Source organism: Rhodococcus sp. IEGM 1354, assembly GCF_030056855.1.
In the GTDB taxonomy this organism is placed as follows: Bacteria; Actinomycetota; Actinomycetes; order Mycobacteriales; family Mycobacteriaceae; genus Rhodococcoides.
In genome coordinates this window covers 65,427-88,940 of record NZ_JASHKT010000015.1, presented here as the reverse complement: position 1 = coordinate 88,940, position 23,514 = coordinate 65,427, and the positions used below count along the sequence as shown (strand labels likewise).

Below are 23,514 nucleotides of genomic sequence, written 5' to 3'. Positions count from 1 at the left end.
TCCCCAGTCGTTGGAACTGAATTACTCAGTCCAACTTCTGGGGAGCGGTGCACATACGTCTGACCGGTGTAAGGGTCCATTGACGCGAACCGGAGCACCCCTCCCCGAACAGCAAGAAGCCCCCGTGACGTGTCACGGGGGCTTCTCTGGCGGAGGATAGGGGATTTGAACCCCTGAGGGCGTTAACCCAACCCGCGTTCCAGGCGAGCGCCATAGGCCACTAGGCGAATCCTCCGTGGGGGAGCTTACCCGGTTACCCCCACCATCTCCCAAATCGGGAGGCGCGAAGGGTGGTGATGCGTTGCCCGACGGGAGGCGGCTACACTTCCTAACGGATCCCGCGCGGCGCGCATCCTGTGAACTCCCCCAGGGCCGGAAGGCAGCAAGGGTCAATGGGCTCTGCCGGGTGCGCGGGGTCCCCTTTATTTCAGTGACATCGACACTGTCCGGGGAACCCGTCACCGAGAGGCCGCTCCGCATGCCAGCGCAAACCCAGTTGGGTCTGATGAACCATGAGGAGCTCGCCTCCGAGCACGAGCGGCAGAGCGCGAAGTACACGCAGCTCAAAGCCGAGGATCTGAAGCTGGATCTCACCCGCGGTAAGCCGTCTCCCGAGCAGCTCGATCTCGCTGCCGAGCTGCTGACGCTCCCCGGCGCGGACTACAAGGACGGCAACGGCACCGATTGCCGCAACTACGGTGGCCTTGCGGGTCTGCCGGAATTGCGTGCCATCTTCGGTGAACTGCTCGGCATCCCGGTGAAGAACCTGGTGGCCGGTAACAACGCCAGCCTCGAGATCATGCAGGACCTGGTGGTGTGGGCTCTGCTGCACGGGCTGTCGGATTCGCCGCGCCCGTGGTCTGCGGAGCCGAACGTTCGCTTCCTGTGCCCTGCCCCCGGCTACGACCGGCATTTCGCCATCACCGAGAGCTTCGGCATCGAGATGATTCCGGTTCCGATGGGTCCCGACGGACCCGATGTGCACGAGATCGCCAACCTGGTGGCGTCGGATCCGCAGATCAAGGGCATGTGGGTCGTGCCGAACTACGCCAATCCCACCGGCGCCGTCTACTCCGAAGAGGTCGTTCGCGCGCTGGCCACGATGCCCGCAGCCGCACCCGATTTCCGTCTGTTCTGGGACAACGCGTACGCGGTGCATCCGCTGACCGACGAGTTCGCGCCGTCCTACGACGTCATCGGCATGGCGGCCGAGGCAGGTTTCCCCAATCGTGCGTTCGTGTTCGCGTCGACCTCGAAGGTCACGTTCGCCGGTGCCGGAGTCAGCTTCTTCGGCAGTTCCGAGGAGAACCTCGCCTGGTATCAGAAGCACCTCGGCAAGAAGAGCATCGGACCGGACAAGCTCAACCAGCTACGTCACCTGCGTTTCTTCGGTGACGCCGAGGGGGTGCGGGCTCACATGGCCAAGCATCGCGAGATTCTGAAGCCCAAGTTCGCGCTGGTGCAGCAGATTCTCGAGGACCGGCTCGGTGCGTCGAAGATCGCGTCGTGGACCGAGCCCAAGGGCGGCTACTTCATCAGTCTCGACGTGCTCGAGGGCACGGCCGCGCGTTCGATCGCGCTGGCCAAGGATGCCGGAATCGCTCTGACGGCCGCCGGCTCGGCTTTTCCGTACGGAAAAGATCCGGAAGACAAGAACATTCGCCTCGCCCCGAGCTTCCCGTCGCTCGGTGAGCTGGAGAAGTCGATGGACGGCGTCGCGACCTGCGTTCTGCTGGCCGCGACGGAGAAGCTGCTCGAAGGCTGAACGCATGTGAGTGGAAACTCGTAGCAGGGTACGCGTTTCCACTCACATGCGGCGAAGCCGCTCTCAGTGCCCGACGACGACCGCACCCTCGGGAGCGGAGGGCAGCGGCCCCTTCTTCAGGAGCGTGGCCGAGAGCACCGCGCCCAGTAGGAAGATGCCAGACGCCCACCAGAAGGTGGTCGTGTAGCTGGCGATTTCGGCGTTGGCCTGCAGCAGAGCCGCATCGGTTGCCGTCGCCATGTTGGAGCTGACGTAGCTGGTGGCGGCGTTGGCTGCCACGGTGCTCAGCAGTGCGGTGCCGATCGAGCCGCCCACCTGCTGCATGGTGTTCACCGTTGCCGACGCGACGCCGGAGTCGTCCGGAGCGACGCCCGAGATTGCGCCCTGCATGGCCGGTGCCATGGTGGCACCGAGTCCGAGACCCATGATGATCAGGCCGGGCAGGATGTGCGTGACGTAGCTGCTGTCCAGATCGATCTGGGTGAGCAGTCCCATGCCGATCGACGCGACGACCAGGCCGGTCGTCATGAGGATGCGTGGTCCGAACCGGGGGAGGATCAGTGCCGTCGACAGTGTCGCGGTGAGGATCAGCGACGCGATCATCGGCATGAACGCGAACCCGGTGGTGATCGGGGTGTACTTCAGCGTGCTCTGCAGGTAGTAGGTCAGGAACAGGAACACCGCGAACATGCCTGCGCCGGTGACGAACACCGCGAGGAAGGATCCGGCCCGGGTGCGATCCAGAACGATGCGCAGCGGCAGCAGAGGGTGCTCGACGCGATTCTGGATGGTCACGAACACGGCGAGAAGAACGACACCTGCTGCAAGGAAGCCGAGGGTGACGGGATTGCTCCAGCCGTCGGACTCGGCGTGGGCGAAGCCGTAGACGATCGAGAATAACGCAGCGGAGACGGCGATCGTGCCGGGGATGTCGAGCTTGGGTCGGACGCCGACCTTGTGCTTGGCCAGGAACAGGAAGGCTCCGACGAAAGCGAGCGCAGCGAAGATCAGGTTGACGTACAGGCTCCAGCGCCAGTTGGCCCATTCGGTGAGCATGCCGCCGAGCAGCAGGCCGAGTGCGCCGCCGCCGCCGGCGATGGCACCGAAGATGCCGAAGGCCTTGGCGCGTTCCTTGGTGTCGGTGAAGGTGGTGGCCAGCAGAGACAGAGCTGCGGGCGCGAGGAGTGCGCCGAAGACGCCCTGACCGGCGCGGGCTGCGACGAGCATGCCGAAGTTGACGGCCGCTCCGCCCACTGCCGACATCAGCGCGAAGCCGACGAGGCCGATGAGGAAGGTGTTACGTCGACCGAAGAGGTCGCTCAGGCGTCCGCCGAGGAGCAACAGGCTGCCGAACGCGAGTGCATAGGCGGTGACGACCCAGGAGCGGTCGGCGTTGTCGAAGCCCAGATCGAGCTGGGCGGCGGGGAGTGCAATGTTCACGATGGTCGCGTCGAGCACGACCATGAGCTGGGCCAGTCCGAGTGTGGCGAGAATCAACCAGCGATTCCGGTGCGCACGCTCGTCCGCCGGCGTCGTGGTCGACGTTGCGCCGTCCACGTTCTCCGATGAAAGGGTGGTCATGGTGTCCTCGGTTCGACTATGCGGAGGTGTATCCTCCGGTTGTAGGGCCAAGGTAGCAGCTAAGTGGAGGAATGTCCTCCGCTTATCGGGTGAAACGGACATCGAATGAGTGTGAGAGCGGACACAGGGGCATCGAAGCCCCTACGGGCAGATGCCGAACGCAACCGACGCCGCATCGTGGACGCAGCTCGCGAGCTGTTCGCTTCCCGCGGTATCGACATCACGCTCGACGACGTCGCCGCACACGCCAAGGTGGGCGTCGGCACCGTCTACCGGCGCTTTTCCTGCAAAGAAGAATTGATCGACGGCGTCTTCGAGCAGCGCCTCGAGGGCATGCTCGCCAGTGCCGAACGCGCCCTCGACAGCGACGATCCCTGGCAAGGGCTAGTAAGTTTTCTCTCCGACGTGTGCGAGCAGATGGCGTCCGATCGCGGCCTCGGCGACGTCGTACTCGGATCTGACCAAGGGTGCCGCGGCATCGCGCAGGTGCGACGACGGATCGACCCATTCTTCGCGAGAATCGTCGATCGTGCCATCGAATCCGGTCAGCTACGTCCCGATGTTGCCGTCACCGACTTCTATCCGGTGCTGGGCATGATCGGCTCGACGGTCGACTTCTCGAGCACGGTCGATCCCGCCAACTGGCGTCGGTACTTCGCCGTGTTGCTCGACGGCCTACGTGGTGACTCGGTGCCTCGGTCCGCGCTTCCCGGACGTCCCTTCACCGACGACGAAGTGGACACGGCGAAGGCTGCCATGCATCGCCGCCGCCGCTGACGGCCAGGAATCCAAATCGACCCTATGCCTTGTGTGACGCATCACGTAAGGTGCGTCACGATAAGTGCTACACGGGGTAGCGCTCACTTGGTGACAAGTGATCGACGTTGGGGGTTTCCAGGGTGCGGTACAAGCGCGTGTTCGGTTCGGCTGTCGCAGTAGCGGCAGTGTTCATGGGGGTGACGGCACCGACCGTGTCGGCAGCGCCGTCGACGGGTTCGACCGTCGAATCCGACTTCTACATTCCGCCGAGCCCGCTGCCCGCCGGCGCGCCGGGCGACGTGATTCGTTCCGAGCCCTCGCATCTCGCGCTGTCGGTTCCGGGAATCGGCGGCCCGCTGCCGGGTGCCGCTACCCGAATCATGTACCGCAGCACCGATTCCAACGACGACGCCAATGCTGTCACGGGTACCTACATCGACCCGGCCGCGCCGTGGACCGGTCCGGGGCCGCGTCCGCTCGTGGTGTTGGCACCGGGAACGCAGGGGCAGGGCGATCAGTGCGCGCCGTCGAAGATGCTCAACAACGTCATCACCTACACCCCGCCACTCGGATTCATGGTCGAGTACGAGGTACTGTCCGCGTATTCGCTTCTCTCCCAGGGCTATGGCGTCGTCATCACCGATTACGAAGGTCTCGGTACGCCGGGCGCGCACACCTACGTCAACCGCGCGTCCGAGGCCCACGCCGTGCTCGACGCAGCCCGCGCAGCTCAGCAGCTGCAGGGCACCAAGATCTCCGGCGACGGCCCGGTTGCGGCCTACGGCTACTCGCAGGGCGGCGGAGCGGCAGCTGCTGCGGCCGAGATCGCAGGTGAATACGCCCCGGAACTCGATCTGGTCGGCACCTACGCCGGCGCACCTCCGGCAGATCTGAAGGCAACCCTCGAGCAGGTCGACGGCACCATCCTCACCGGCGTGATCGGCTACACCCTCAACGGCCTGCTCAATTCCGACCCCGGTCTGCAGCCGATCGTCGACGAGAACATCAACGACGCAGGCAAGGCCATGCTCAACCTGGTCGCGAATCAGTGTGTCGGAGAGACGATTCTGAACGTCGGGCTGCACCGCACCACCGAGTACACCAAGACCGGCGAGCCGCTGTCGGTGGTGCTGGACAGGTTGCCCGTCGCTCAGGAAATCCTGGCAAAAAACAAGATCGGTGAGCGTACGCCGAACGCACCGGTGCTGATTCAGTCCGGTACTTCCGACGACATCGTGCCTCACGGTCAGGCCGTCGAACTCGCCGGCGACTGGTGCGGCAAGGGTGCAACAGTGCAGCTCAGTTCCGCGCAGGTCCCGGCCATCGTGCCGGGTTCCGGTGCCGGGCATCTCATCCCGGACATCCTCGGTCTCGGCGAAGCTCAGAGCTGGATCAAGGATCGTTTCTACGGAGTGCCCGCCCCGTCGAACTGCTGATCGGCAATCGAGAATCGAACGGCCCGCGCTCACCGAGTGCGGGCCGTTCGGCGTTTCCTCCCAGGGCGGCCATCGATTCTCGTCGGCGGGCATGACCGACGTCACAGCCTGGGGTTCTCCAATGAGCCCACAGCGGCGTCGGGGTGTAGAAGGATGCGCAGCAGGGTACTGCCCTGCAATGCCCTGAGTTCGGGCTGTCGAGCGGTTGGGGTGAGTGAACATGCGGGACAGTTACACGGAGGCGCTCGACACGTTGGCGTCGGAGCTGTCCGAAATGTCGAGAATCGCGGAGCGAGCCATGGCTGATGCCACGCGCGCGCTACTGACCGCCGACATCCTGCTCGCCGAGCAGACGATCGAATACCGCGAAGAGATCGACACTCTCGCAGTCGAATGGGAACACGAGGCCTTCGCTTTTCTCGCTCGGCAGTCACCGGTTGCCCACGATCTGCGCCGTGTCGTATCCGGGATCAACATCGTGGCCGACCTCCAGCGCATGGGTGGGCTCGCGGTGCACATCGCCGAGCTGGCTCGCCGCCGCCATCCCGCACACGTGCTGCCGCCCGAGGTCGAGGGCGTGTTCACCGAGATGGGTCGGGTAGCCATCGCGCAAGCGGAGACGACCCAACGGGTGCTCGAGACGAGGGATGCCGAACTCGCCGCGAGTCTGCGAACGCAGGACGAGGAGATGGACGCACTGCACCGCAGCCTGTTCATGTTGACCTCCGCGCCCGACTGGCCGCACGGTGTACCGGCCGCCGTCGACATCACGTTGCTCGGCCGCTTCTACGAGCGATATTCCGATCACACCGTCGAGGTAGCGAAACGGGTCATCTTCCTGGTGACCGGAGCGCGCCCCACCGACGAGTCATAGTCTGCGAGAACCGCTCGGAGATGGCAGGATCGGCACGATGAAACGTGACGTCTCCGCGTACCTCGATGTCGATGTGACCGAGGCCAGCACCCTCGAGTTCCAGATCGCGATCGCGCCGCATCCAGGAACCGAAGTGTGGGAAGCACTCTCGTTCACACTCGACGGCCAGCCCGTCGAAGCGCAGGAGATCAGCGGCGCGCACGGCACCCGCATCCACAAGCTGCACGCCGACGTCGGCAAGTTGGAAGCGTCGTACTCGGCGACGATCTACGGCAACACCGACCCGGCACCGGTGTCCGATTACGACCTGTCGCTGTATCTGCGGCCGAGCCGCTACGCCGAGGCCGACAAGTTCTTCGGTTTCGCGGCAACGGAATTCGGCTCGTACCCGCCGTCGGAGAAGCTGCTCGCCGAGGTGTCGTCCTGGGTCGGGGCCCGGCTGAGCTACGTTCCCGGCAGCAGCGACCCCATCGACGGCGCGGTCGACACCCTCCTCGCCGGTGCCGGGGTGTGCCGCGACTACACCCACCTCGTCGTCGCTCTGCTCCGCGCAGTCAATGTGCCCGCTCGACTCGTGGCCGTGTACGCGCCGGGCTGCGATCCGATGGACTTCCACGCAGTCGCCGAAGCCTTCGTCGAAGGACAATGGCGAGTGGTCGACGCGACCTGCCTCGCTCCTCGATCGACCCTGGTGCGAATCGCAACCGGACGCGACGCAGCCGATACCGCCTTCCTCGACAATCACGGCGGATCGATCACGCTCAACAGTGCCGTCGTCGGAGCCGTCGTGGATGGGCCGCTGCCCTTCGACGACATCACTCAATTGGTGTCGATCACCTGACCCGGTCGCGGCGAGGCGCGTTAGGCTGCGGCCCGTGCGAATGTCGTTGCGGCGTGGTGGTGTGTGGACCGATGCGATCGTGGTCGGTGTCGTCGTAGCCGTCGGTATCGTTGCCTCGGGTCTCACCCACCAGCCGATGGGGCAGTCAGGATATGTCACTGAGCCTGTCGAATACCCTGTGGACATTCCCGGGTGCGAATCCGTGGAGCCGCCCGAGGAAGAGCAGTCCTACGGTGTATTCACGTCAGGCCAGGAGAACTACGACAATCCCGCTTACCCTTGGCTGACGTCGAAGAAGGCGCACGCAATGTCGATCGCAGCGCGCGACGCCCTCCCCCCGCAGGTTTCCCTCGTTACCGGTTCGTCGTTCTGGCCCCGCGGTGATCCGTTGGTCTTCCAGCCGGTAGCCAGCGCGGACGAGGCTTTCGACCCCGGCACCTCCGCGGACGCGGTGGTCACACGCGACGGTGTCGAAGGTTCGCTGACGGTCAACGTCACGCGCGTCGACGACGGTCCCAAGCCCTGCCAGGCCGGCTGGCTCGATGCTCGCGAAACACTCTCCGACGGAACCGTCGTCGACACGCGGGACACCTGGGACGAATTCGACGGAGACCGCTCCCATACCAACTTCGCGCGCGTGTACGCACCCGATGGTTCCGTCGTCGTAGCGTCATCGTCGGACCAGAACGCCGATTTCGAGACCACCGGTACCGTGCCACTGTCGATCGAGGAGGTGCGCTCGATAGCGCTTCGGCCGGAGTTGCGGTGGTCCACACCGGTTCCGATCGATACGCCTCCTCTCCCGATTTCATGCGACACCAATTCCGAGGGCGCAGGGCAGTTCTCGTCTCAGTCCGTCGATCTCCTCAATGCGTCGCTGGACGAGTTCTGGCGAGCAGCCCAGATTCCAATCGAACTCGACAGACCGCTGGGCTCGATGCGAACCTCCCCGTCGGGATCGGCCGGGGCGTGCGGAGCCGTGATGGTCGGCGACGGCACCCTGACGATCAGAGTGATCGACGCGGACTACGAGCCCTCCGAAAACCCCTGGGGTGCGCTGACATTGCCTGACGGGTCGCAATTTCGTGACGACAATCCAGGTGCGAGCGCAATGACACTCGACGGTGACCCGATCGACGACGTCACGCTGGTCAAAACGTCGGGCACCCGCGTGGACGTGCAGATTGCGGCTCGCGCAACCAGTGTCGATCGACCACTTCTGCAGGCAATCGCGTTGGCTGTAGCCGGTTCGGTCGACTGAGAATCGTGATCTTCATTGCCGGATTCATGATCGTGGTGGTGGTATCGATTGCGGCTGTTCGTTCACGTGACGGCCTGTCCAAGGCCGCCGTCACGCTGGTGTGGTTCCCCCTCGGAATTGCTTTCCTGACCATTTGGGCGTTCAGCTATCGGTGGGCAAACCAATCAGGTTGTCGCGGAGCTTTTTCTGAGCATTTCGGTTACCGTTCCCCGCATTTCGAGGTGGCGCCCTTTCCAGTCGAGGACCGACAGACGTGGTGGCCTCTCGGTCGAGAATGCGTCGGCCGCGACTCCGATACCGGCACCGTGATCGTCGAGCACACTGGCTGGGTAACAACGATGATCGTGTATCCAGCCTTGGCCTGTGCTGTGGTCGCACTGGCTGTCGTCGCAGTAAGACTTCCAGCTCTCTGGCGACGCGCCGGCCGAGAGCGGTCGTGAACTCTTGACGTGTCCGCCGGGCTGCACGGCGATCTGTATTGCTTTGCTTGGGCGGGTTCTCGAGAGAATCCGCGGGCTTGTCACTGCCGCCTCGCGCGCCACCGAACCGGCTTGCGGGAGGAATCGTCATCCGCTAAAGATGGCGCGTGGCAGGATCGACGGCATGTCTCGCACTCTGAACCTCGTCGGCGATCCGGAGGCCGATGCACTGCTCGCCGAGGATCCGTTCGCGCTGTTGATCGGAATGCTGCTCGATCAGCAGGTACCGATGGAATCCGCTTTCGCCGGCCCGAAGAAGCTCGTCGACCGTCTCGGTGATCTGAAGGTGGATACCGTCGCCGACGCCGATCCGGACGAATTCGCCGCGTTGTGCGCGCAGACCCCGGCCGTGCATCGTTTCCCTGGCTCGATGGCCAAGCGCATCCAGGGACTCGCAGCGTTTCTGGTCGAGAACTACGACGGCAAGCCGCAGGAAATCTGGACCCGCGACGACCCCGATGGTGCCGAGGTTCTGAAGCGTCTCAAAGCACTTCCCGGCTACGGCGATCAGAAGGCGCGCATCTTCCTCGCGCTGCTCGGCAAGCAGATGGGCGTGACGCCCGACGGGTGGCAAAAGGCCGCCGGAGCGTACGGCGACGAGGGTGCACGTCGATCCATCGCCGATGTCGTCGACGAGAAGTCCCTGCTCGAGGTACGCGAATTCAAGAAGGCAGCGAAAGCGGCAGCCAAGAACAAATAAGTCTGTCGGTGCCCGTCGGTACGTTGTGGCAGAACTTGCACCGGGGGGACGAGATGACCGAGAAGACCGGAACGTACGAGGGGTGGCTGGCCTCGCTCGACGAGGACGCACTGACGGATCTGCTGCGGCGTCGACCGGACGTGGCGACCGACCCGCCACCCCGCTCGTTCGGATTGCTCGCGCAACTCCTCGGCTCGCCCTGGCGGGTGGCGGCACTACCTCGAAAACTCGACAGAGGTGCGCTCGACCTGCTCGAGTTGTTCGCGCTCATGGAAGATCTCAGCCGCGCCGAGATCGGCCACTGGACGGGCGAAGGTAACTCGAACGAGGCGCAGCACATCGATGCAGCTCTGAACGCTTTGATCGCCTACGGACTGATCTGGCCGCATACGGCAGAGGGCTCGGACGCGGTCGAATACCGCCCCGTCGACCTGTCCGGGGTGTTCTCGCACCCATTCGGGCTTGCCCGTAGGCAGCGAAAGTTGTTCTTGCACTGCGCCGTCGAACAGGACCGAGTCGCTTTGCTGACCCTCCTCGGAGTCGACCCGACGCTGGATCGAGCCGAACGCGCCGACGCCGTCGCGGCTGCGATGACCCCCGAACGGATCCGAGCCTTGTTCGACGACGGCCCGCCCGAGATGCGAGAAATGTTGTCTCGCTTCGTCGATGGACAACCGGCGTCGTTGATATTCGACGTGCCGTCGACCGCAGGTGCCGCCGCCTTCGAGCGCGGATTGCTGTATCGGTTGGACGGGCATCGAGTCGAGATGCCGTTGGAAGTGAGCATCGCGCTGCGCGGAGACGGGTGGCGGTTGCCCATCGAGCTCAGGCCGCCGGAGTTCGCGACTCGTGTTCTGTCGCAGAATGACTCGCGTCGTGCGCGCTCGATCGCCTTGCTGCAGTTCTGCGAGCACACGCAGGCGTTGTTGACGGCGATCGACACCGATGGCCTGGCATTGATGAAGACCGGTGGCCTCAGCGCCAAAGAACTCCGTTCACTGACTGCTCGGCTGGGATTCGCCGACGAGCACCACACCGCGCTGATGCTGATGCTGGCGCGCGAAGCCGGCTTGCTCGCCGACCGGGGGAAGACCGGCGTCGCATTGACCGCAACCTATGAAACATGGTCGACGAGCTCGCGATCCGAGCAGGCGGCAGCATTGCTGGCCGCGTGGTGGTGCTCGCCCTTCACTCCGACCCATCGGGTGCCACGATCCTCCCAGAAGACCGCGCCAGTGCTCAAGAAGATGCTCGACGATCCCGCAGCCGCAGATGTGCGTTCGACGGCATTGATGGCTCTTCTGCGCCTCGACGGACCCGACAGCCCGACGCCGGTGTTGTCCGATACCGAGGAATTCGCCCGCTACCTCGAGTGGCATATCCCGGTCGTCTCGACGAGCGCCGGGCCAGGCCACGTGCGCGCACTCTGGGCCGAGGCCACCCGCCTCGGAGTTCTGGTCGACGGCGCACCGACCGATCTGTGCGCCACCCTGACGGACTTCCGGGTGGGCCGAGACGGCGATCCGCGCCAGATCGCCTCCGCGCTGGCAACGCAGCTACAGGATCTGGCCGACTGGGTGCCGTTCTCGGTGCGCCTGCTGCCCGATTCGACCGCAGTCGTCACCGGGCCGCCGAGCACCGAGGTGGCGTCGATACTCGGTGCGGCCGCGCAACCCGAGTCGCGGGAAGTGGCGTCGGTCTGGCGGTTCACCCCGGCGACCATCCGCAGCTTCTTCGACACCGGTGGCACCGGAGAGGAGTTGATCGACGCCCTCGCCGAGATGGCCGACACCGACGTTCCCCAAGCCCTGGCCTACACGATCCGAGACTGTTGGCGCACCTACGGCGCACTGGCCGTGCGCAAGATCCTGTGCGCCATCGTCTCCGAGGACGTCGTACTGCTGACGAACATCGAGACGGACGAGGCCTTGGCGGTGCTGCAGTTCCAGCGGCTCGCGCCGACGGTCCTGATCAGTTCTGCCACACCCATCGACACTCTCGCGGTGCTCCGCAGACACGGATACTCCCCGGTGCGACATTCCGACACCGGCCGGCTCGAGCTCGACACCGCGACCAGAGTCCGCGCCCACGCCACCCGCACTCCGCACCCGAGCGCACCCGCAGCACCACGTCGACGCGAATCACGCGAGCTGGCACAGCTGCTGCGGACGGGCGACCCCGGCACCGTCGACGACGCGCGGGTGCGTTCCGCACTCAGCCGGCACAGCAGACTGCTGCCACGGGAGCTCGATGCCCTGACCGACGCCGCAGCGCGCGGCGCGCCCGTCTCGATCGACTATCAGAACTCGAAAGGCGCAATCGTGCGGCACGCGATCTCGGACGCACTGCAGGACGGCAACTGGCTACTTGCGCTGTCGACGTCCACCGGCACCCGGGAAAGCTTCGCGATCATGAACATCAGAGCGGTGTCCGCCGGTCCGCACTGATGCGCGATGCAACCGAGCCGTGGGTTCCGACGCGCGATGCAACTGTGTCGTCGGTCGCCGGTACCCTTTCGGGCGTGGCCCTCTACCGGAAGTACCGTCCCGCGACGTTCGCCGAAGTCGTCGGTCAGGAGCACGTCACCGAACCGATCAGCGTGGCGCTCGATTCCAACAGGATCAACCACGCCTACCTGTTCTCAGGCCCTCGTGGCTGCGGAAAGACGTCTTCGGCGCGCATCCTCGCCCGATCGCTGAACTGCGCCGAAGGGCCGACCTCCACCCCCTGCGGTGTGTGCAACTCCTGCGTCGCACTGGCACCGGGCGGGCCCGGCAACTTCGACGTCGTCGAGATGGACGCAGCCAGCCACGGTGGCGTCGACGATGCCCGCGATCTTCGAGACAAAGCCGTGTACGCCCCGGCCGAGTCGCGCTACGTCATCTTCATCATCGACGAGGCGCACATGGTCACCCCGGCCGGATTCAACGCGCTGCTCAAGGTCGTCGAGGAACCGCCGGAGCACCTGGTCTTCATCTTCGCGACCACCGAGCCCGAGAAGGTGCTCCCCACCATCCGCTCGCGAACCCACCACTACCCGTTCAGACTGCTCGCGCCGTCGACGATGCGGGGCCTGCTCGAAAAGATCTGTGGTCAGGAACAGGTCCCGGTCGAGGACGCGGTCTATCCACTCGTCATCCGCGCGGGTGGCGGCTCGCCGCGTGACTCGCTGTCGGTCATGGACCAGTTGCTGGCCGGAGCCGGACCGGAAGGCGTCACCTATCCGCGAGCTCTGTCGCTGCTCGGCGTCACCGACGTCGCGCTCATCGACGAGGCCGTCGACGCCCTGGCCGCGGGAGACGGCGGCGCACTGTTCGGCACCGTCGACAAGGTGATGGACGCGGGCCACGACCCACGTCGCTTCGCCATCGACCTTCTCGACCGCATGCGAGACCTGATCCTCATGAAGGCCGTACCCGACGCCGGTGAACGTGGCCTGGTCGACGTGCCGGGCGACGTCCTCGAACGACTCCGCGACGAGGCGGACCTGCTCGGCTCGGCGACGCTGACTCGCTACGCCGAGATCGTCCACTCGGGCCTCGGCGAAATGCGAGGGGCCACCGCTCCGCGTCTGCTGCTCGAAGTGATGTGCGCACGGATGCTGCTGCCCTCGGCCTCCGATGCGGAATCGGCGGTGCTGCAGAGGCTCGAACGCGTCGAACGTCGCCTGGACGTCACCCTTCCTGCCGGCGAACAGGCCGCAGTGGCACAGGCAGCCGCAGACCCGACACGACCACAGCTGCCCGCGACCGAAGAGCCTGCACCCTCCGGCCCGCCGCCGGTGAACAAATTCCAGCGACCGTCCCAGCGACAGCCGGCTGCCGAGGCCGCCCCCGCTCCGGCACCAGCCCCAGCCCCCGCACCGGCGCCTGCGCCTGCGCCTGTCGCGGCACCCGAACCCATGGCGGTCCCGGAACCGTCTACGGTGCCCGAGCCTGCGGCTCCCGAGCCGGCTCCAACACCCGAACCGGTCCCGACCCCCGAGCCGGCTCCCGCACCCGAACCGGCTCCAACACCCGAACCGGCTCCGACCCCCGAGCCCGCTCCGACCCCCGAGCCCGCTCCGACACCCGAGCCAGCTCCGACTCCCGAACCGGCACCCGAGCCTGCACCGGTCGCGACCCCCGTTGCAGCGCAGCAGCATTCGGAACAATCACTCGCCCACGAGGATTTTCCGCCGGAGCCCGAAGACGAGTACGGCCCGGAGCCCGAGCCGGTGTACGAATCCGAGCCCGAGCCTGTCGCGGCACCCGCGGCGGCCTCCAACGAGCCCGATGCGGCGGCTGTCCGCGCAGTGTGGTCCGAGGTGCGAACCAAGGTACGAGAGCGAAGCCGGACCGTCGAGGTGATGTTGTCCGGTGCGTCGGTACGCACCGTCGAGAACGGCACCATCACTCTCGGCCATGATTCGGCACCGCTGGCGAAGCGTCTCGAAGAACCCCGCAACGCCGACGTCATTCGGGACGCGTTGCGTGACGTGTTCGGCGTCGAATGGTCGGTGGTCTGTCTGGTGGGTGCTGCGGCACCACCGGAACCGTCATCAGCAAAAAAAGATGAACCGGCAGCGAAACCCGCGTCGCTGCCGAAGTTCTCGAGGCCGAGCCAGGCAGGGGCTCCCCGTCCGACGTCGGACGGTTTCGGTTCAGCGGGCGATGGATCGGACGCAGATATTCCGATGCCCGAGGCCCCGGACTATCCCGATGATCCCGAGCCGGTAGGTCCGCCGCCTCCGGAGACGCCGGAGGACGAGGAAGAACTGCTCAAGGCCGCGGCCGAGCCTGCGGACCCGTCGGTTCGCCGGGACCCGGAAACCGTCGCCATGGAGCTGTTGGTGAGCGAACTCGGAGCGGTACCGCTCAAGGAGATCTGAGACTCAAGCGAGCGTGAGGTCGTCGGTGTCGACGAACACCAATCGTCCGCTGTCGAGAGCGACGGCCCAGCGCTTGGCGACGGCCCAGTCCCGCGAGGTGCTGTCGGTCGCTTGGACTCCGAAGTCGTCGACGATCGCGCCGGTCTCGTAGGCGTCGGATCCAGAACTGTCTGCTCCGGACTTGTCGTCGTTGCGAGTGCGTACCTTGACGCGAGCGCCCACGGTCGGTTCGTTGTCGGTTTCCATGGTCGGTCTTCTTTCGCCTTCGGTCGATCTGATGCATCGTATTTTCCCATGACGGGGTCGTTCAAACCTGAACGGCTTCGTGGGTCATGCGAAACGCTCGTTTCGGTCCTTATGCCGGATCGGTATGCCAACTTACTGTGGCATGAGCTGAGGTCTGTCATGGCCTCGCACCGACGCGATCGGCCGGCACGGCGATCGCGACAAGATCGAGTATGTGGAAGGAACTGCGCGCTGTGACTACAGAGGCATTCATTTACGAGGCCATCAGGACTCCCCGAGGTAAAGGAAAGAACGGCTCCCTGCATTCGGTGAAGCCGATTTCCTTGGTGACCGGGCTGATCGACGAGCTTCGTCGACGTTTCCCCGACATGGACGAGAACCGAATCTCCGACCTCATCCTGGGCGTGGTCTCGCCCGTCGGAGATCAGGGTGCCGACATCGCCCGCACGGCCGTGCTCGCAGCCAAGATGCCCGACACCGTCGGCGGCTTCCAGCTCAACCGCTTCTGCGCGTCGGGCCTCGAGGCCGTCAACCTGGCCGCGCAGAAGGTGCGCTCGGGCTGGGACGAACTGGTTGTCGCCGGCGGCGTCGAGTCGATGTCTCGTGTGCCGATGGGCAGTGACGGCGGCGCATGGGCCATGGACCCGGCCACCAACTACGACACCTACTTCGCCCCGCAGGGCATCGGTGCCGACCTGATCGCCACCATCGAAGGCTTCAGCCGCGAAGACGTCGACGCATATGCAGTCCAGTCCCAGGAGCGCGCCGCAGCGGCGTGGTCCGGTGGTTACTTCGCCAAGTCCGTCGTTCCGGTCACCGACCAGAACGGTCTGCTGATCCTCGATCAGGACGAGCACATGCGTCCGGGCAGCACCGTCGAGTCGCTCGGCAAGCTGAACCCGGCGTTCACCGGTATCGCGGCCATGGGCGGATTCGACGACGTGGCGCTGCAGAAGTACCACTGGATCGAGAAGATCGATCACGTCCACACCGGCGGCAACAGCTCCGGCATCGTCGACGGCGCAGCCCTCGTCCTCGTCGGCAGCGAGCAGGCGGGCAAGGACCTGAACATGGTCCCGCGCGCCCGCATCGTCGCGACGGCCACCAGTGGTGCCGACACGACCATCATGCTGACCGGGCCGACCCCGGCGTCGAAGAAGGTCCTCGCCACCGCCGGCCTGACCGTCGACGACATCGATCTGTTCGAGCTCAACGAGGCGTTCGCTTCCGTGGTGCTGCGTTTCCAGAAGGATCTGAAGATCCCGAACGAGAAGCTCAACGTCAACGGCGGCGCCATCGCCATGGGCCACCCGCTCGGTGCCACCGGAGCCATGATCACCGGCACCGTGCTCGACGAGCTCGAGCGCCGCGGCGGCCGGTACGCCTTGATCACCCTGTGCATCGGCGGCGGCATGGGCGTTGCCACCATCATCGAGCGAGTCTGAGGTAGAACGATGTCTGACAACATGATTCAGTGGGACCAGGACGCCGACGGCATCGTCGTTCTGACGATGGACGACCCCAACCAGGGCGCCAACACGATGAACCAGCTGTACAAGGACTCGATGGGCGCGACGGTCGATCGCCTCGAGGCCGAGAAGGACAGCATCACCGGAGTCGTGCTGACCTCCGCCAAGAAGACGTTCTTCGCCGGCGGCGATCTGCACACCCTCATCGCTGCCAAGCCCGAGGACGCCCAGCGGGTGTTCGACGAGGTCCAGGAAGTCAAGGGACAGCTGCGTCGGCTCGAGAAGCTCGGCAAGCCGGTCGTGTCTGCCATCAACGGTGCGGCACTCGGCGGCGGACTCGAGATCGCACTCGCGACGCATCACCGCATCGCGGCCGATGTTCCCGGCGTGCAGATCGGTCTGCCCGAGGTCTCGCTCGGCCTGCTGCCCGGCGGCGGCGGCGTTGCCCGCATCACGCGACTGCTCGGCATCCAGACCGGCTTCATGACCGTCCTGGCGCAGGGCACCCGATTCCGTCCGGGCAAGGCTCTCGAAATCGGTCTGGTGCACGAATTGGTCGGCAGCATCGACGAATTGGTGCCCACCGCCAAGGCATGGATCAAGGCCAACCCCGAGGGTGGCGTCGCACCGTGGGACGTCAAGGGTTACAAGATCCCCGGCGGCACGCCGTCGAACCCGAAGCTCGCGCAGATCCTGCCTGCTTTCCCGTCCAACCTGCGCAAGCAGATCAAGGGCGCACCGATGCCGGCTCCGCGTGCGATTCTCGCTGCGGCAGTGGAGGGTGCGCAGGTCGACTTCGACAATGCGTGCACCATCGAGTCGCGGTACTTCACCGAGTTGGTCACCGGTCTGGTGTCCAAGAACATGATTCAGGCGTTCTTCTTCGACCTGCAGGCGATCAACGCCGGCAAGTCTCGTCCCGACGGCATCGAGAAGACCACCTTCACCAAGGTCGCGGTTCTCGGCGCAGGCATGATGGGCGCGGGCATCGCGTACGTGTGTGCCAAGGCCGGAATCGACGTGGTGCTCAAGGACGTTGCGATCGAGTCGGCGCAGAAGGGCAAGGCGTACTCCGAGGCCATCGAGGCCAAGGCGCTCTCGCGTGGCAAGACCACCCAGGAGAAGTCGGACGCTCTGCTCGCACGCATCCACCCGACCGCCGATGCCAAGGACGTCGAAGGTGCCGACCTCGTCATCGAGGCCGTCTTCGAGTCGGAAGAGTTGAAGCAGAAGGTGTTCCAGGAGATCGAGGACCTCGTCGATCCGACGGCGCTGCTCGGTTCCAACACCTCGACGCTGCCCATCACGAGCCTCGCTCAGGGCATCAAGCGTCAGGAAGACTTCATCGGCATCCACTTCTTCTCACCCGTCGACAAGATGCCGCTGGTGGAGATCATTCGCGGTGAGAAGACGTCGGATGCGGCCTTGGCCAAGGCATTCGACCTCGTGCAGCTCATCAAGAAGACCCCGATCGTCGTCAACGACAGTCGTGGCTTCTTCACCTCTCGCGTGATCGGCACGTTCATCAACGAGGCCATTGCCATGTTGGGCGAGGGCGTCGAGCCGTCGACCATCGAGCAGGCCGGTCTGCAGGCCGGTTACCCGGCTGCGCCACTGCAGCTTTCGGACGAGCTCACGCTCAACCTGATGCAGAAGATCCGCAAGGAAACCTACGACGCCATCAAGGCTGCCGGTGGAACCCCTCCCGAGGATCCGGCCGGCGAGGTCATCGACAAGATGGTCGACGAGTTCGAGCGTCCGTCGAAGGCCAAGGGCGCGGGCTTCTACGAGTACGAAGACGGCAAGCGCGCCGGCCTGTGGCCCGGACTGCGTGATGCGTTCAAGTCGGGTTTGGCGGACATCCCGTTCGAGGACCTCAAGGAACGCATGCTGTTCATCGAGGCCATCGAGACGCAGAAGTGCTTCGACGAAGGTGTCCTGAACACCACCGCCGACGCGAACATCGGCTCGATCTTCGGCATCGGCTTCCCGGCGTGGACGGGTGGCGTGCACCAGTACGTCGTCGGCTACCCGGGTGGTCAGGCCGGATTCGTCGCTCGTGCAGACGAATTGGCCAAGAAGTACGGCGAGCGCTTCCAGGTTCCGGCCTCGCTGCGCTAGATGGTCGTGCGCGTTTTGCGTACCTCTGGATACGCAAAACGCTCACGAGGGCGAAGCCCGATGCGCGATCAACCTCTCGGCGCCGTCTGTGAATTGTTGCTTCATCAATTCGCAGGCGGCGTCGATGTCGTTTCGAACCAGGGCCGCGATCAGCTCCTCGTGGTTACGCACGGCCGCACGGCCCCAGTCGCGGTCGGTGGCGTAGAGACGGGTCGGGGTATAGCGGGTGGCGTTGTTGAGAAACCACGCCAACTTGGCCGACTCCGCCAGACGGTTCAGTACACGATGGAACTCGAACTCGATGTTCTCGACATCCTCGGCCCGGCCGTTCTCGACGGCGACCGACAGGGCAGCGGTGAGCTCGGCGAGCCTGTCGAGTTCGATCTCGGTGATCTTCGGTGCCGCCCGGCGTACCAGTTCGACCGCGATCTGCCCCTGCAGCCAGAAGATGTCGACGATGTCGCTCGGCGTCAGCGCAGACACCACGTAGCCGCGGTGGGGGACGAGTTCGACGATGCCCTCACCGCGCAAGGTCAGTAGCGCCTCGCGTACCGGGGTGACGCTGACGCCCAGTTGGGCTGCGGTCTCGTCGAGCCGGATGAAGTCCCCGGGTCTCACCTCACCGGACATCACCAGGTGCCGGACGTGGCTGGCGACTTCCTCGGACAACTGCGGCCGTCGCCTCAGCGCCGTCCGCTTGTCTGCCATGTCGAAAAGCCAATCACACCGCGGGCTTGGTCCGGAGCACAACCTTCGCGACGGGTTCGACGATGCGGGCAGCAATCGGTCCCAGGATGGCCATCAGCAGCACGTACGCGGTCGCCAGGGCTGCCAGTTCGCCTTCGACAGCCCCCGCGGCGACGGCCAGTCCGGCGATGACGATGGAGAACTCTCCGCGCGCCACCAGAGCCGCACCGGCGCGTAGTCGTCCCGGCCTACCGATTCCCTGTCGACCTGCCGCCCACCAACCGGTGGCGATCTTGGTAGCGGCGGTGGTGACGGCGAGTACGACGGCCCAGCCCAACACGGGCGGGATGGTCGACGGGTCGGTGCCCAGGCCGAACACGACGAAGAACATCGCCGCGAACAGGTCTCGTAGCGGCTCGAGAATGCGGGTCGCGTTGTCGGCCGTCGACCCGGAGATCGCGATTCCCAGCAGGAACGCACCGACGGCCGCCGAGACCTGCAGTTCCGACGCGATGCCGGCCACCAGCAGGGCGGACCCGAGGACTTTGAGCAGCACGACCTCACGGTCGGGACTGTCGACGATCGCGGAGACGAATCTGCCGTAGCGCAGCGCGACCACGAGCACGAAGGTGATGACCAACAGTGAGATGCCGAGGGCTTCGAGTCCGCCGAGGAAGCTGACTCCGCTCAGGACGGCGGTGAGGATCGGGAGGTAGATGGCCATCGCGAGGTCCTCGAACACCAGGATCGACAGCACGACCGGGGTTTCGCGGTTTCCCAGACGGCCCAGATCGGTGAGAACTTTGGCGATGATCCCCGAGGACGAGATGTACGTGACGCCGCCCATCACGAGCGCCCCGACTCCGCCCCAGCCGAGCAGCAGCGCGACGACGGCACCGGGCGCGAAGTTGAGGACGATGTCTACCAGACCGGCCATCCACGATCGACGCAGGCCGGTGACGAGCTCGGTTGCGGTGTATTCGAGGCCGAGCAGCAGCAACAGCAGGATGACGCCGATTTCGCTGGCGATCTCGCTGAACTCGTCGATGCCGCCGAGGTTGACGAATCCGCCGTTGCCGAAGGCCAGTCCGCCGAGCAAATAGAACGGGATGGGGGAGACGCCGATTCGGCCGGCGAGACGAGCGAGAAGTCCGAGAACGAAGAACACGGCACCCAGCTCGGTGAGGGCGAGCGCGCTCTCGGCCACGGGTCAGACCCGACTGATCTCAGGCATTGCCGAGCAACTTGGCTGCTGCGTCCAGTCCGTCCGCGGTACCGACGGCGACCAGAAGGTCACCTGCGGCGAGCGTGAAGTCGGGGGTGGGTGACGGTTGTACCTGGCCGGCGCGCATGACGGCGACGACGGATACTCCGGTCTTGGTGCGCATGGCGGTGTCGCCGAGTGTGCGGCTGACGAACCGTGAATTGGCGCGAATGGGGAGTTGACGAGTGTTGATTCCGGGGAGATCGCGATGCTCTTCCCCCAGCTGAGCAATGAGTTGCGGCGACCCGAGCAGATTGCCCAGGGCCGCCGCTTCCTCATTGCTCAGGGTGATGGACGCCTGCGTCGCATCGGGGTCGTCCTTGCGCGAAACGATCAACTCGTTCGCGCCGTCCTTGCGGGTGATGACGCCGATGCGGCGCCCGGAAGCGAGGGCAAAATCTTTCCGCACCCCAATTCCGGGCAGCAGGGTCACTTCGACGTTCATGGTCGAAATGCTAGCCCTGCAGGCAACGCGTTATCGCAGGATCAGGAGTGGAGCCTGCAGGAACGACCCGTGAAAATGTGAATCAGGATGCGACGGCAGCAAGCAGCGCTTCGCGCTGGTTTGCGCCGAGGCCGCCGATGCGGCGCGTATCTGCGATGGACAGCTGCTCGAGCAGCTGTGCGGCGCGCACGGATCCAACGCCCGGCAGGGCCTTGATCAGCGCGGACACCTTGGTCTTCTTGACGATCTCGTCGTTCTCCGCCTTGGCGAGGACGTCAGCGACGCTCAGTTCGCCGGACTTGACGGATGCGAGCAGCTTCGACCGCGCAGTGCGTGCCTCGGCCGCCTTGGCCAGCGCCGCGGTGCGCTGTTCCGGTGTCAATACTGGTAAAGCCATGGCCTGTTCTCCTCGATTGTGGTGACCCGTCGCTCGTTGACAGGTCTCGACCCTCTTGCATCGTGCCTGGTGGCTCTTCCAATCTAACCGAACAACACGGGTGTCATTCACGGTCGAACCACCGAACCTCCCTCGCCAGGCTACGTCCTATCCGATTCGGGGTGTGCCCCGACCAGCACTTCGGCCTTCCGGAGCCGGTGTGTGCTGGGTGTTCGACGCCTCGAGCCGGCTCGGTCGGGAGCGGTCGCGTGCGTTTTTCGATGGGCGACGCGAGCCTCGTGCCGCGGGAGCTACGGCCATTGACGCCGCATCCGAACGGTCGGTCGGATTGTTATTCTGACGGCATGATGCGTACCCGAGGACTGCTGGCCGGACTGGCCGCGTCGATGCTCCTGCTCGTCGGCGCGGGCACCGCGGCCGCTGCTCCGATCAACGTTCCGTGGTCACCCGACGACGCGCTCGACTCCGAGGTCAGCTTCGAGTCCGGCGGCGTCACCTTCTACGGCAGCCTCCGCATCCCGGTCGGCGACACCCGCGGCGTGGCCTTGGTTCTGCCGGGCAGCGGGCCGACCGATCGCAACGGGAACTCGGGTGATCTGCACCTGAACACGACTGCATACGTTGCCGACGAGCTGTCCCGACGCGGTATTGCGAGCCTGCGGTTCGACAAGCTCGGTAGTGGCCGCACCGGACTGGCCGGGATGGATCCGAACAATCCTCCGGGCTTCGATGCGCAGGTCGACAATGCGGCCGACGCACTGGCGTTCCTGCAGCAGCGCACCGGAGTCGGGGCGGATCGCACGACGGTGATCGGGCACAGCGAGGGCGCACTGACGGCATTGCGCCTGGCCGATGCCGACAGCGCGGCGTTCACCCATGTCGGCCTGCTCGAGCCGTTGTCCATCCGCTACCTCGACCTGCTGACCGCGCAGGTCGATCGCAACATCGGCGAGGCTGTGGCGGTCGGCCAGTTCACCGAGGAGCAGGCCGCGTCGTCGCGAGATCGCTTCGCCCAGGCCGTCGCCGATATTCGCGCGGGACGACCGCTGTCCGCCGAGCCCGACCCGATCGTCGACGGTCTCGGACTGCGGCAGAGCGCCACCTTCCTGCGCGAAGCGGATGCCACGGACCCGGCGAATCTGGCTGCCGCACTACCGGACTCGTACTCCTCGTTCCTGACCTGCTCGGACAAGGATCTGAACGTCTCCTGCGGCCAGGTCGAGAACGTGCGAGCAGCCCTGGGCCACACCGACCTCCACTTCGCGCACTTCGCCAACAGCTCGCACATGCTGGGTGAGCTCGGCCCGCTGCCCGCGGATCCGAACACCGCCTTGGCACCGCTGCCGCTCTCGGGGGAGTTTCGCGACGCGTTCGGCCGGTGGGTGGACGGACTCTGACCCGTCGAGTTTCGCAGCTACGCCGTAGGTACCGGGCAACCGCGAGTCGGTGACGCGGACTGGGTGCCCAGATCTCGCGGGCTGTACCCGACGGGATAGCCGGGGTAGGTCTTGTTGCCTGCGTCGGCTGTCGTGCGTGAGTGTTTTCTCGTGGGCAGGAAACGCTCCACGCGGGCCTTGGTCCGCAGCGCCCGCACCGCGGCCCGTTCCAGCGTGGGTGAGCCGGCGGGGAAGCCGAATGCGTTCGCCATCCGAGCGTCGAGCAACGCGAACACGCCCTGCCGGACGGCCGGGGTGAGCGCGGCGGGAAACCACGAGCAGTAGAGATCGAGTGTGTAGGTGCCGATGCGACGGTTGTCCTCGCTGAAGTGGAACGTTCGCTCTTCGTAATCGAGCTTGAACTGTGCGAACTCGGTGTACGACTCTGGAATGTCCTTGATGCCCATGCGTTTACCCACCTCGCTGTAGAAGTGGAAGGTCGCGAGCCGCTCGTGAGGATGCAGGCGACGCCACCCGTAGGTGTCGATCCATTCGATGGGCTCGTAGATGAACGTCGTGAGCACGTACAGCATGTCGTCGTTGGAGATGTCGTACTGCGCGTGCATCCGATTGACCGTCCGCAGCGACTCGCGACCTCGTTCGGAGTCGTATCCGTGTTCGACCATTTCCGACATCAGCAGCGAGGTGTCGTCGTACCGCTTCTGCGGTCGCTTCTCGAACTCGCCGGTCCGGGCCAGCAGAGCGGAGATCGTCGGCACGCAATAGGTTCGGAACAAGGCGAATTCGAGCGCGCGTTGGTAGTCCCAGGGGAACTCGTACCCCGCGGTGATCCGGTGAATGGTGTGACAGTCGCGGACCGGGTCGAGTTCCTCGACGCGGCGCAACCATCCGTATCGACCCCGACCCGGCGCGATGTCCATGG

Annotated in this window: 19 protein-coding genes, 1 tRNA gene and 1 other RNA gene; 13 read left to right on the top strand and 8 right to left on the bottom strand. The window is 65.3% G+C overall.

Going from position 1 to position 23,514, the window contains the following annotated elements:
- Positions 1–147 precede the first annotated feature (147 nt).
- Positions 148–235, bottom strand: a tRNA-Ser gene (locus QM588_RS23300).
- 95 nt (positions 236–330) lie between these two features.
- Here QM588_RS23300 and ffs point away from each other — a divergent pair.
- An RNA gene (gene ffs, locus QM588_RS23295) (signal recognition particle sRNA small type) lies at positions 331–425 on the top strand.
- A 53-nt stretch (positions 426–478) separates the two neighbouring features.
- Positions 479–1,765 carry an aminotransferase class I/II-fold pyridoxal phosphate-dependent enzyme gene (locus QM588_RS23290; RefSeq protein ID WP_283316919.1) on the top strand — a complete coding sequence of 429 codons (1,287 nt, stop codon included), beginning with the start codon at positions 479–481 and terminating at the stop codon, positions 1,763–1,765.
- Positions 1,766–1,828: 63 nt separating this feature from the next.
- On the opposite strand, the gene QM588_RS23285 is transcribed toward QM588_RS23290, so the two are convergent.
- The gene (locus tag QM588_RS23285; protein ID WP_283316916.1) at positions 1,829–3,346 is read right to left on the bottom strand and encodes a DHA2 family efflux MFS transporter permease subunit; all 1,518 of its coding nucleotides are present in this window, start codon (positions 3,344–3,346) and stop codon (positions 1,829–1,831) included.
- A gap of 105 nt (positions 3,347–3,451) precedes the next feature.
- Here QM588_RS23285 and QM588_RS23280 point away from each other — a divergent pair, with 105 nt between their 5' ends.
- The 8 genes from QM588_RS23280 (at position 3,452) to QM588_RS23245 (ending at position 14,566) form a co-directional block, all read left to right on the top strand.
- On the top strand, positions 3,452–4,123 hold the full coding sequence (locus tag QM588_RS23280) for a TetR/AcrR family transcriptional regulator (RefSeq protein ID WP_283316914.1): 672 nt from the start codon (positions 3,452–3,454) through the stop codon (positions 4,121–4,123).
- Between the two features lie 173 nt (positions 4,124–4,296).
- Positions 4,297–5,541 carry a lipase family protein gene (locus tag QM588_RS23275; RefSeq protein ID WP_442972970.1) on the top strand — a complete coding sequence of 415 codons (1,245 nt, stop codon included), beginning with the start codon at positions 4,297–4,299 and terminating at the stop codon, positions 5,539–5,541.
- Between the two features lie 220 nt (positions 5,542–5,761).
- A complete protein-coding gene (phoU, locus tag QM588_RS23270) occupies positions 5,762–6,415 on the top strand; it encodes a phosphate signaling complex protein PhoU (protein ID WP_283316910.1) in 654 nt (217 codons plus the stop codon).
- Positions 6,416–6,452: 37 nt separating this feature from the next.
- Positions 6,453–7,256, top strand: coding sequence for a transglutaminase-like domain-containing protein (locus QM588_RS23265; RefSeq protein WP_222084904.1), 804 nt, complete (start codon positions 6,453–6,455; stop codon positions 7,254–7,256).
- 34 nt (positions 7,257–7,290) lie between these two features.
- A complete protein-coding gene (locus tag QM588_RS23260) occupies positions 7,291–8,517 on the top strand; it encodes a hypothetical protein (RefSeq protein ID WP_283316906.1) in 1,227 nt (408 codons plus the stop codon).
- Between the two features lie 603 nt (positions 8,518–9,120).
- Positions 9,121–9,696: an HhH-GPD-type base excision DNA repair protein gene (locus QM588_RS23255; protein WP_283316905.1), complete on the top strand. Its 576-nt coding sequence runs from the start codon at positions 9,121–9,123 to the stop codon at positions 9,694–9,696.
- 53 nt (positions 9,697–9,749) lie between these two features.
- Entirely contained in the window at positions 9,750–12,143 is a 2,394-nt protein-coding gene (locus tag QM588_RS23250; protein ID WP_283316902.1) for a helicase-associated domain-containing protein, read from the top strand.
- A gap of 74 nt (positions 12,144–12,217) precedes the next feature.
- The gene (locus tag QM588_RS23245; RefSeq protein ID WP_283316898.1) at positions 12,218–14,566 is read left to right on the top strand and encodes a DNA polymerase III subunit gamma and tau; all 2,349 of its coding nucleotides are present in this window, start codon (positions 12,218–12,220) and stop codon (positions 14,564–14,566) included.
- A 3-nt stretch (positions 14,567–14,569) separates the two neighbouring features.
- Here the strand turns inward: QM588_RS23245 and QM588_RS23240 are convergent, their stop codons facing one another.
- Complete coding sequence (locus QM588_RS23240; RefSeq protein ID WP_027494552.1) at positions 14,570–14,812, bottom strand: hypothetical protein; 243 nt, start codon at positions 14,810–14,812, stop codon at positions 14,570–14,572.
- Between the two features lie 233 nt (positions 14,813–15,045).
- On the opposite strand from QM588_RS23240, the gene QM588_RS23235 reads away from it, so the two are divergent.
- Together QM588_RS23235 and QM588_RS23230 are read left to right on the top strand one after the other, a co-directional pair.
- Complete coding sequence (locus tag QM588_RS23235) at positions 15,046–16,257, top strand: acetyl-CoA C-acetyltransferase (protein ID WP_283316895.1); 1,212 nt, start codon at positions 15,046–15,048, stop codon at positions 16,255–16,257.
- Positions 16,258–16,266: 9 nt separating this feature from the next.
- Complete coding sequence (locus QM588_RS23230) at positions 16,267–18,402, top strand: 3-hydroxyacyl-CoA dehydrogenase NAD-binding domain-containing protein (RefSeq protein WP_283316893.1); 2,136 nt, start codon at positions 16,267–16,269, stop codon at positions 18,400–18,402.
- A 42-nt stretch (positions 18,403–18,444) separates the two neighbouring features.
- Here the strand turns inward: QM588_RS23230 and QM588_RS23225 are convergent, their stop codons facing one another.
- From QM588_RS23225 to mihF, 4 genes are all read right to left on the bottom strand, one after another.
- Positions 18,445–19,110, bottom strand: a complete 666-nt coding sequence (locus tag QM588_RS23225; protein ID WP_283316891.1) for a GntR family transcriptional regulator — start codon at positions 19,108–19,110, stop codon at positions 18,445–18,447.
- A 13-nt stretch (positions 19,111–19,123) separates the two neighbouring features.
- Positions 19,124–20,296, bottom strand: a complete 1,173-nt coding sequence (locus QM588_RS23220; protein WP_283316890.1) for a cation:proton antiporter — start codon at positions 20,294–20,296, stop codon at positions 19,124–19,126.
- A gap of 19 nt (positions 20,297–20,315) precedes the next feature.
- The gene (locus QM588_RS23215; protein WP_027494547.1) at positions 20,316–20,798 is read right to left on the bottom strand and encodes a cation:proton antiporter regulatory subunit; all 483 of its coding nucleotides are present in this window, start codon (positions 20,796–20,798) and stop codon (positions 20,316–20,318) included.
- Positions 20,799–20,880: 82 nt separating this feature from the next.
- On the bottom strand, positions 20,881–21,195 hold the full coding sequence (mihF, locus tag QM588_RS23210; protein ID WP_008712632.1) for an integration host factor, actinobacterial type: 315 nt from the start codon (positions 21,193–21,195) through the stop codon (positions 20,881–20,883).
- Between the two features lie 344 nt (positions 21,196–21,539).
- Here mihF and QM588_RS23205 point away from each other — a divergent pair, with 344 nt between their 5' ends.
- Entirely contained in the window at positions 21,540–22,592 is a 1,053-nt protein-coding gene (locus tag QM588_RS23205) for an alpha/beta hydrolase (RefSeq protein WP_283316889.1), read from the top strand.
- A 17-nt stretch (positions 22,593–22,609) separates the two neighbouring features.
- Here QM588_RS23205 and QM588_RS23200 read toward each other — a convergent pair whose 3' ends face one another.
- Positions 22,610–23,512, bottom strand: a complete 903-nt coding sequence (locus tag QM588_RS23200) for an oxygenase MpaB family protein (RefSeq protein ID WP_283316888.1) — start codon at positions 23,510–23,512, stop codon at positions 22,610–22,612.
- Between the last annotated feature and the right edge of the window lie 2 nt (positions 23,513–23,514).

What these genes read in the sequence shown, in the direction of transcription:
- QM588_RS23290 (WP_283316919.1), top strand. Translation starts at nt 479, where the DNA reads ATGCCAGCGCAAACCCAGTTGGGTCTGATGAACCATGAGGAGCTCGCC.
- QM588_RS23285 (WP_283316916.1), bottom strand. Translation starts at nt 3,346, where the DNA reads ATGACCACCCTTTCATCGGAGAACGTGGACGGCGCAACGTCGACCACG.
- QM588_RS23280 (WP_283316914.1), top strand. Translation starts at nt 3,452, where the DNA reads ATGAGTGTGAGAGCGGACACAGGGGCATCGAAGCCCCTACGGGCAGAT.
- QM588_RS23275 (WP_442972970.1), top strand. Translation starts at nt 4,297, where the DNA reads ATGGGGGTGACGGCACCGACCGTGTCGGCAGCGCCGTCGACGGGTTCG.
- phoU (WP_283316910.1), top strand. Translation starts at nt 5,762, where the DNA reads ATGCGGGACAGTTACACGGAGGCGCTCGACACGTTGGCGTCGGAGCTG.
- QM588_RS23265 (WP_222084904.1), top strand. Translation starts at nt 6,453, where the DNA reads ATGAAACGTGACGTCTCCGCGTACCTCGATGTCGATGTGACCGAGGCC.
- QM588_RS23255 (WP_283316905.1), top strand. Translation starts at nt 9,121, where the DNA reads ATGTCTCGCACTCTGAACCTCGTCGGCGATCCGGAGGCCGATGCACTG.
- QM588_RS23250 (WP_283316902.1), top strand. Translation starts at nt 9,750, where the DNA reads ATGACCGAGAAGACCGGAACGTACGAGGGGTGGCTGGCCTCGCTCGAC.
- QM588_RS23240 (WP_027494552.1), bottom strand. Translation starts at nt 14,812, where the DNA reads ATGGAAACCGACAACGAACCGACCGTGGGCGCTCGCGTCAAGGTACGC.
- QM588_RS23230 (WP_283316893.1), top strand. Translation starts at nt 16,267, where the DNA reads ATGTCTGACAACATGATTCAGTGGGACCAGGACGCCGACGGCATCGTC.
- QM588_RS23225 (WP_283316891.1), bottom strand. Translation starts at nt 19,110, where the DNA reads ATGGCAGACAAGCGGACGGCGCTGAGGCGACGGCCGCAGTTGTCCGAG.
- QM588_RS23215 (WP_027494547.1), bottom strand. Translation starts at nt 20,798, where the DNA reads ATGAACGTCGAAGTGACCCTGCTGCCCGGAATTGGGGTGCGGAAAGAT.
- mihF (WP_008712632.1), bottom strand. Translation starts at nt 21,195, where the DNA reads ATGGCTTTACCAGTATTGACACCGGAACAGCGCACCGCGGCGCTGGCC.
- QM588_RS23205 (WP_283316889.1), top strand. Translation starts at nt 21,540, where the DNA reads ATGATGCGTACCCGAGGACTGCTGGCCGGACTGGCCGCGTCGATGCTC.
- QM588_RS23200 (WP_283316888.1), bottom strand. Translation starts at nt 23,512, where the DNA reads ATGGACATCGCGCCGGGTCGGGGTCGATACGGATGGTTGCGCCGCGTC.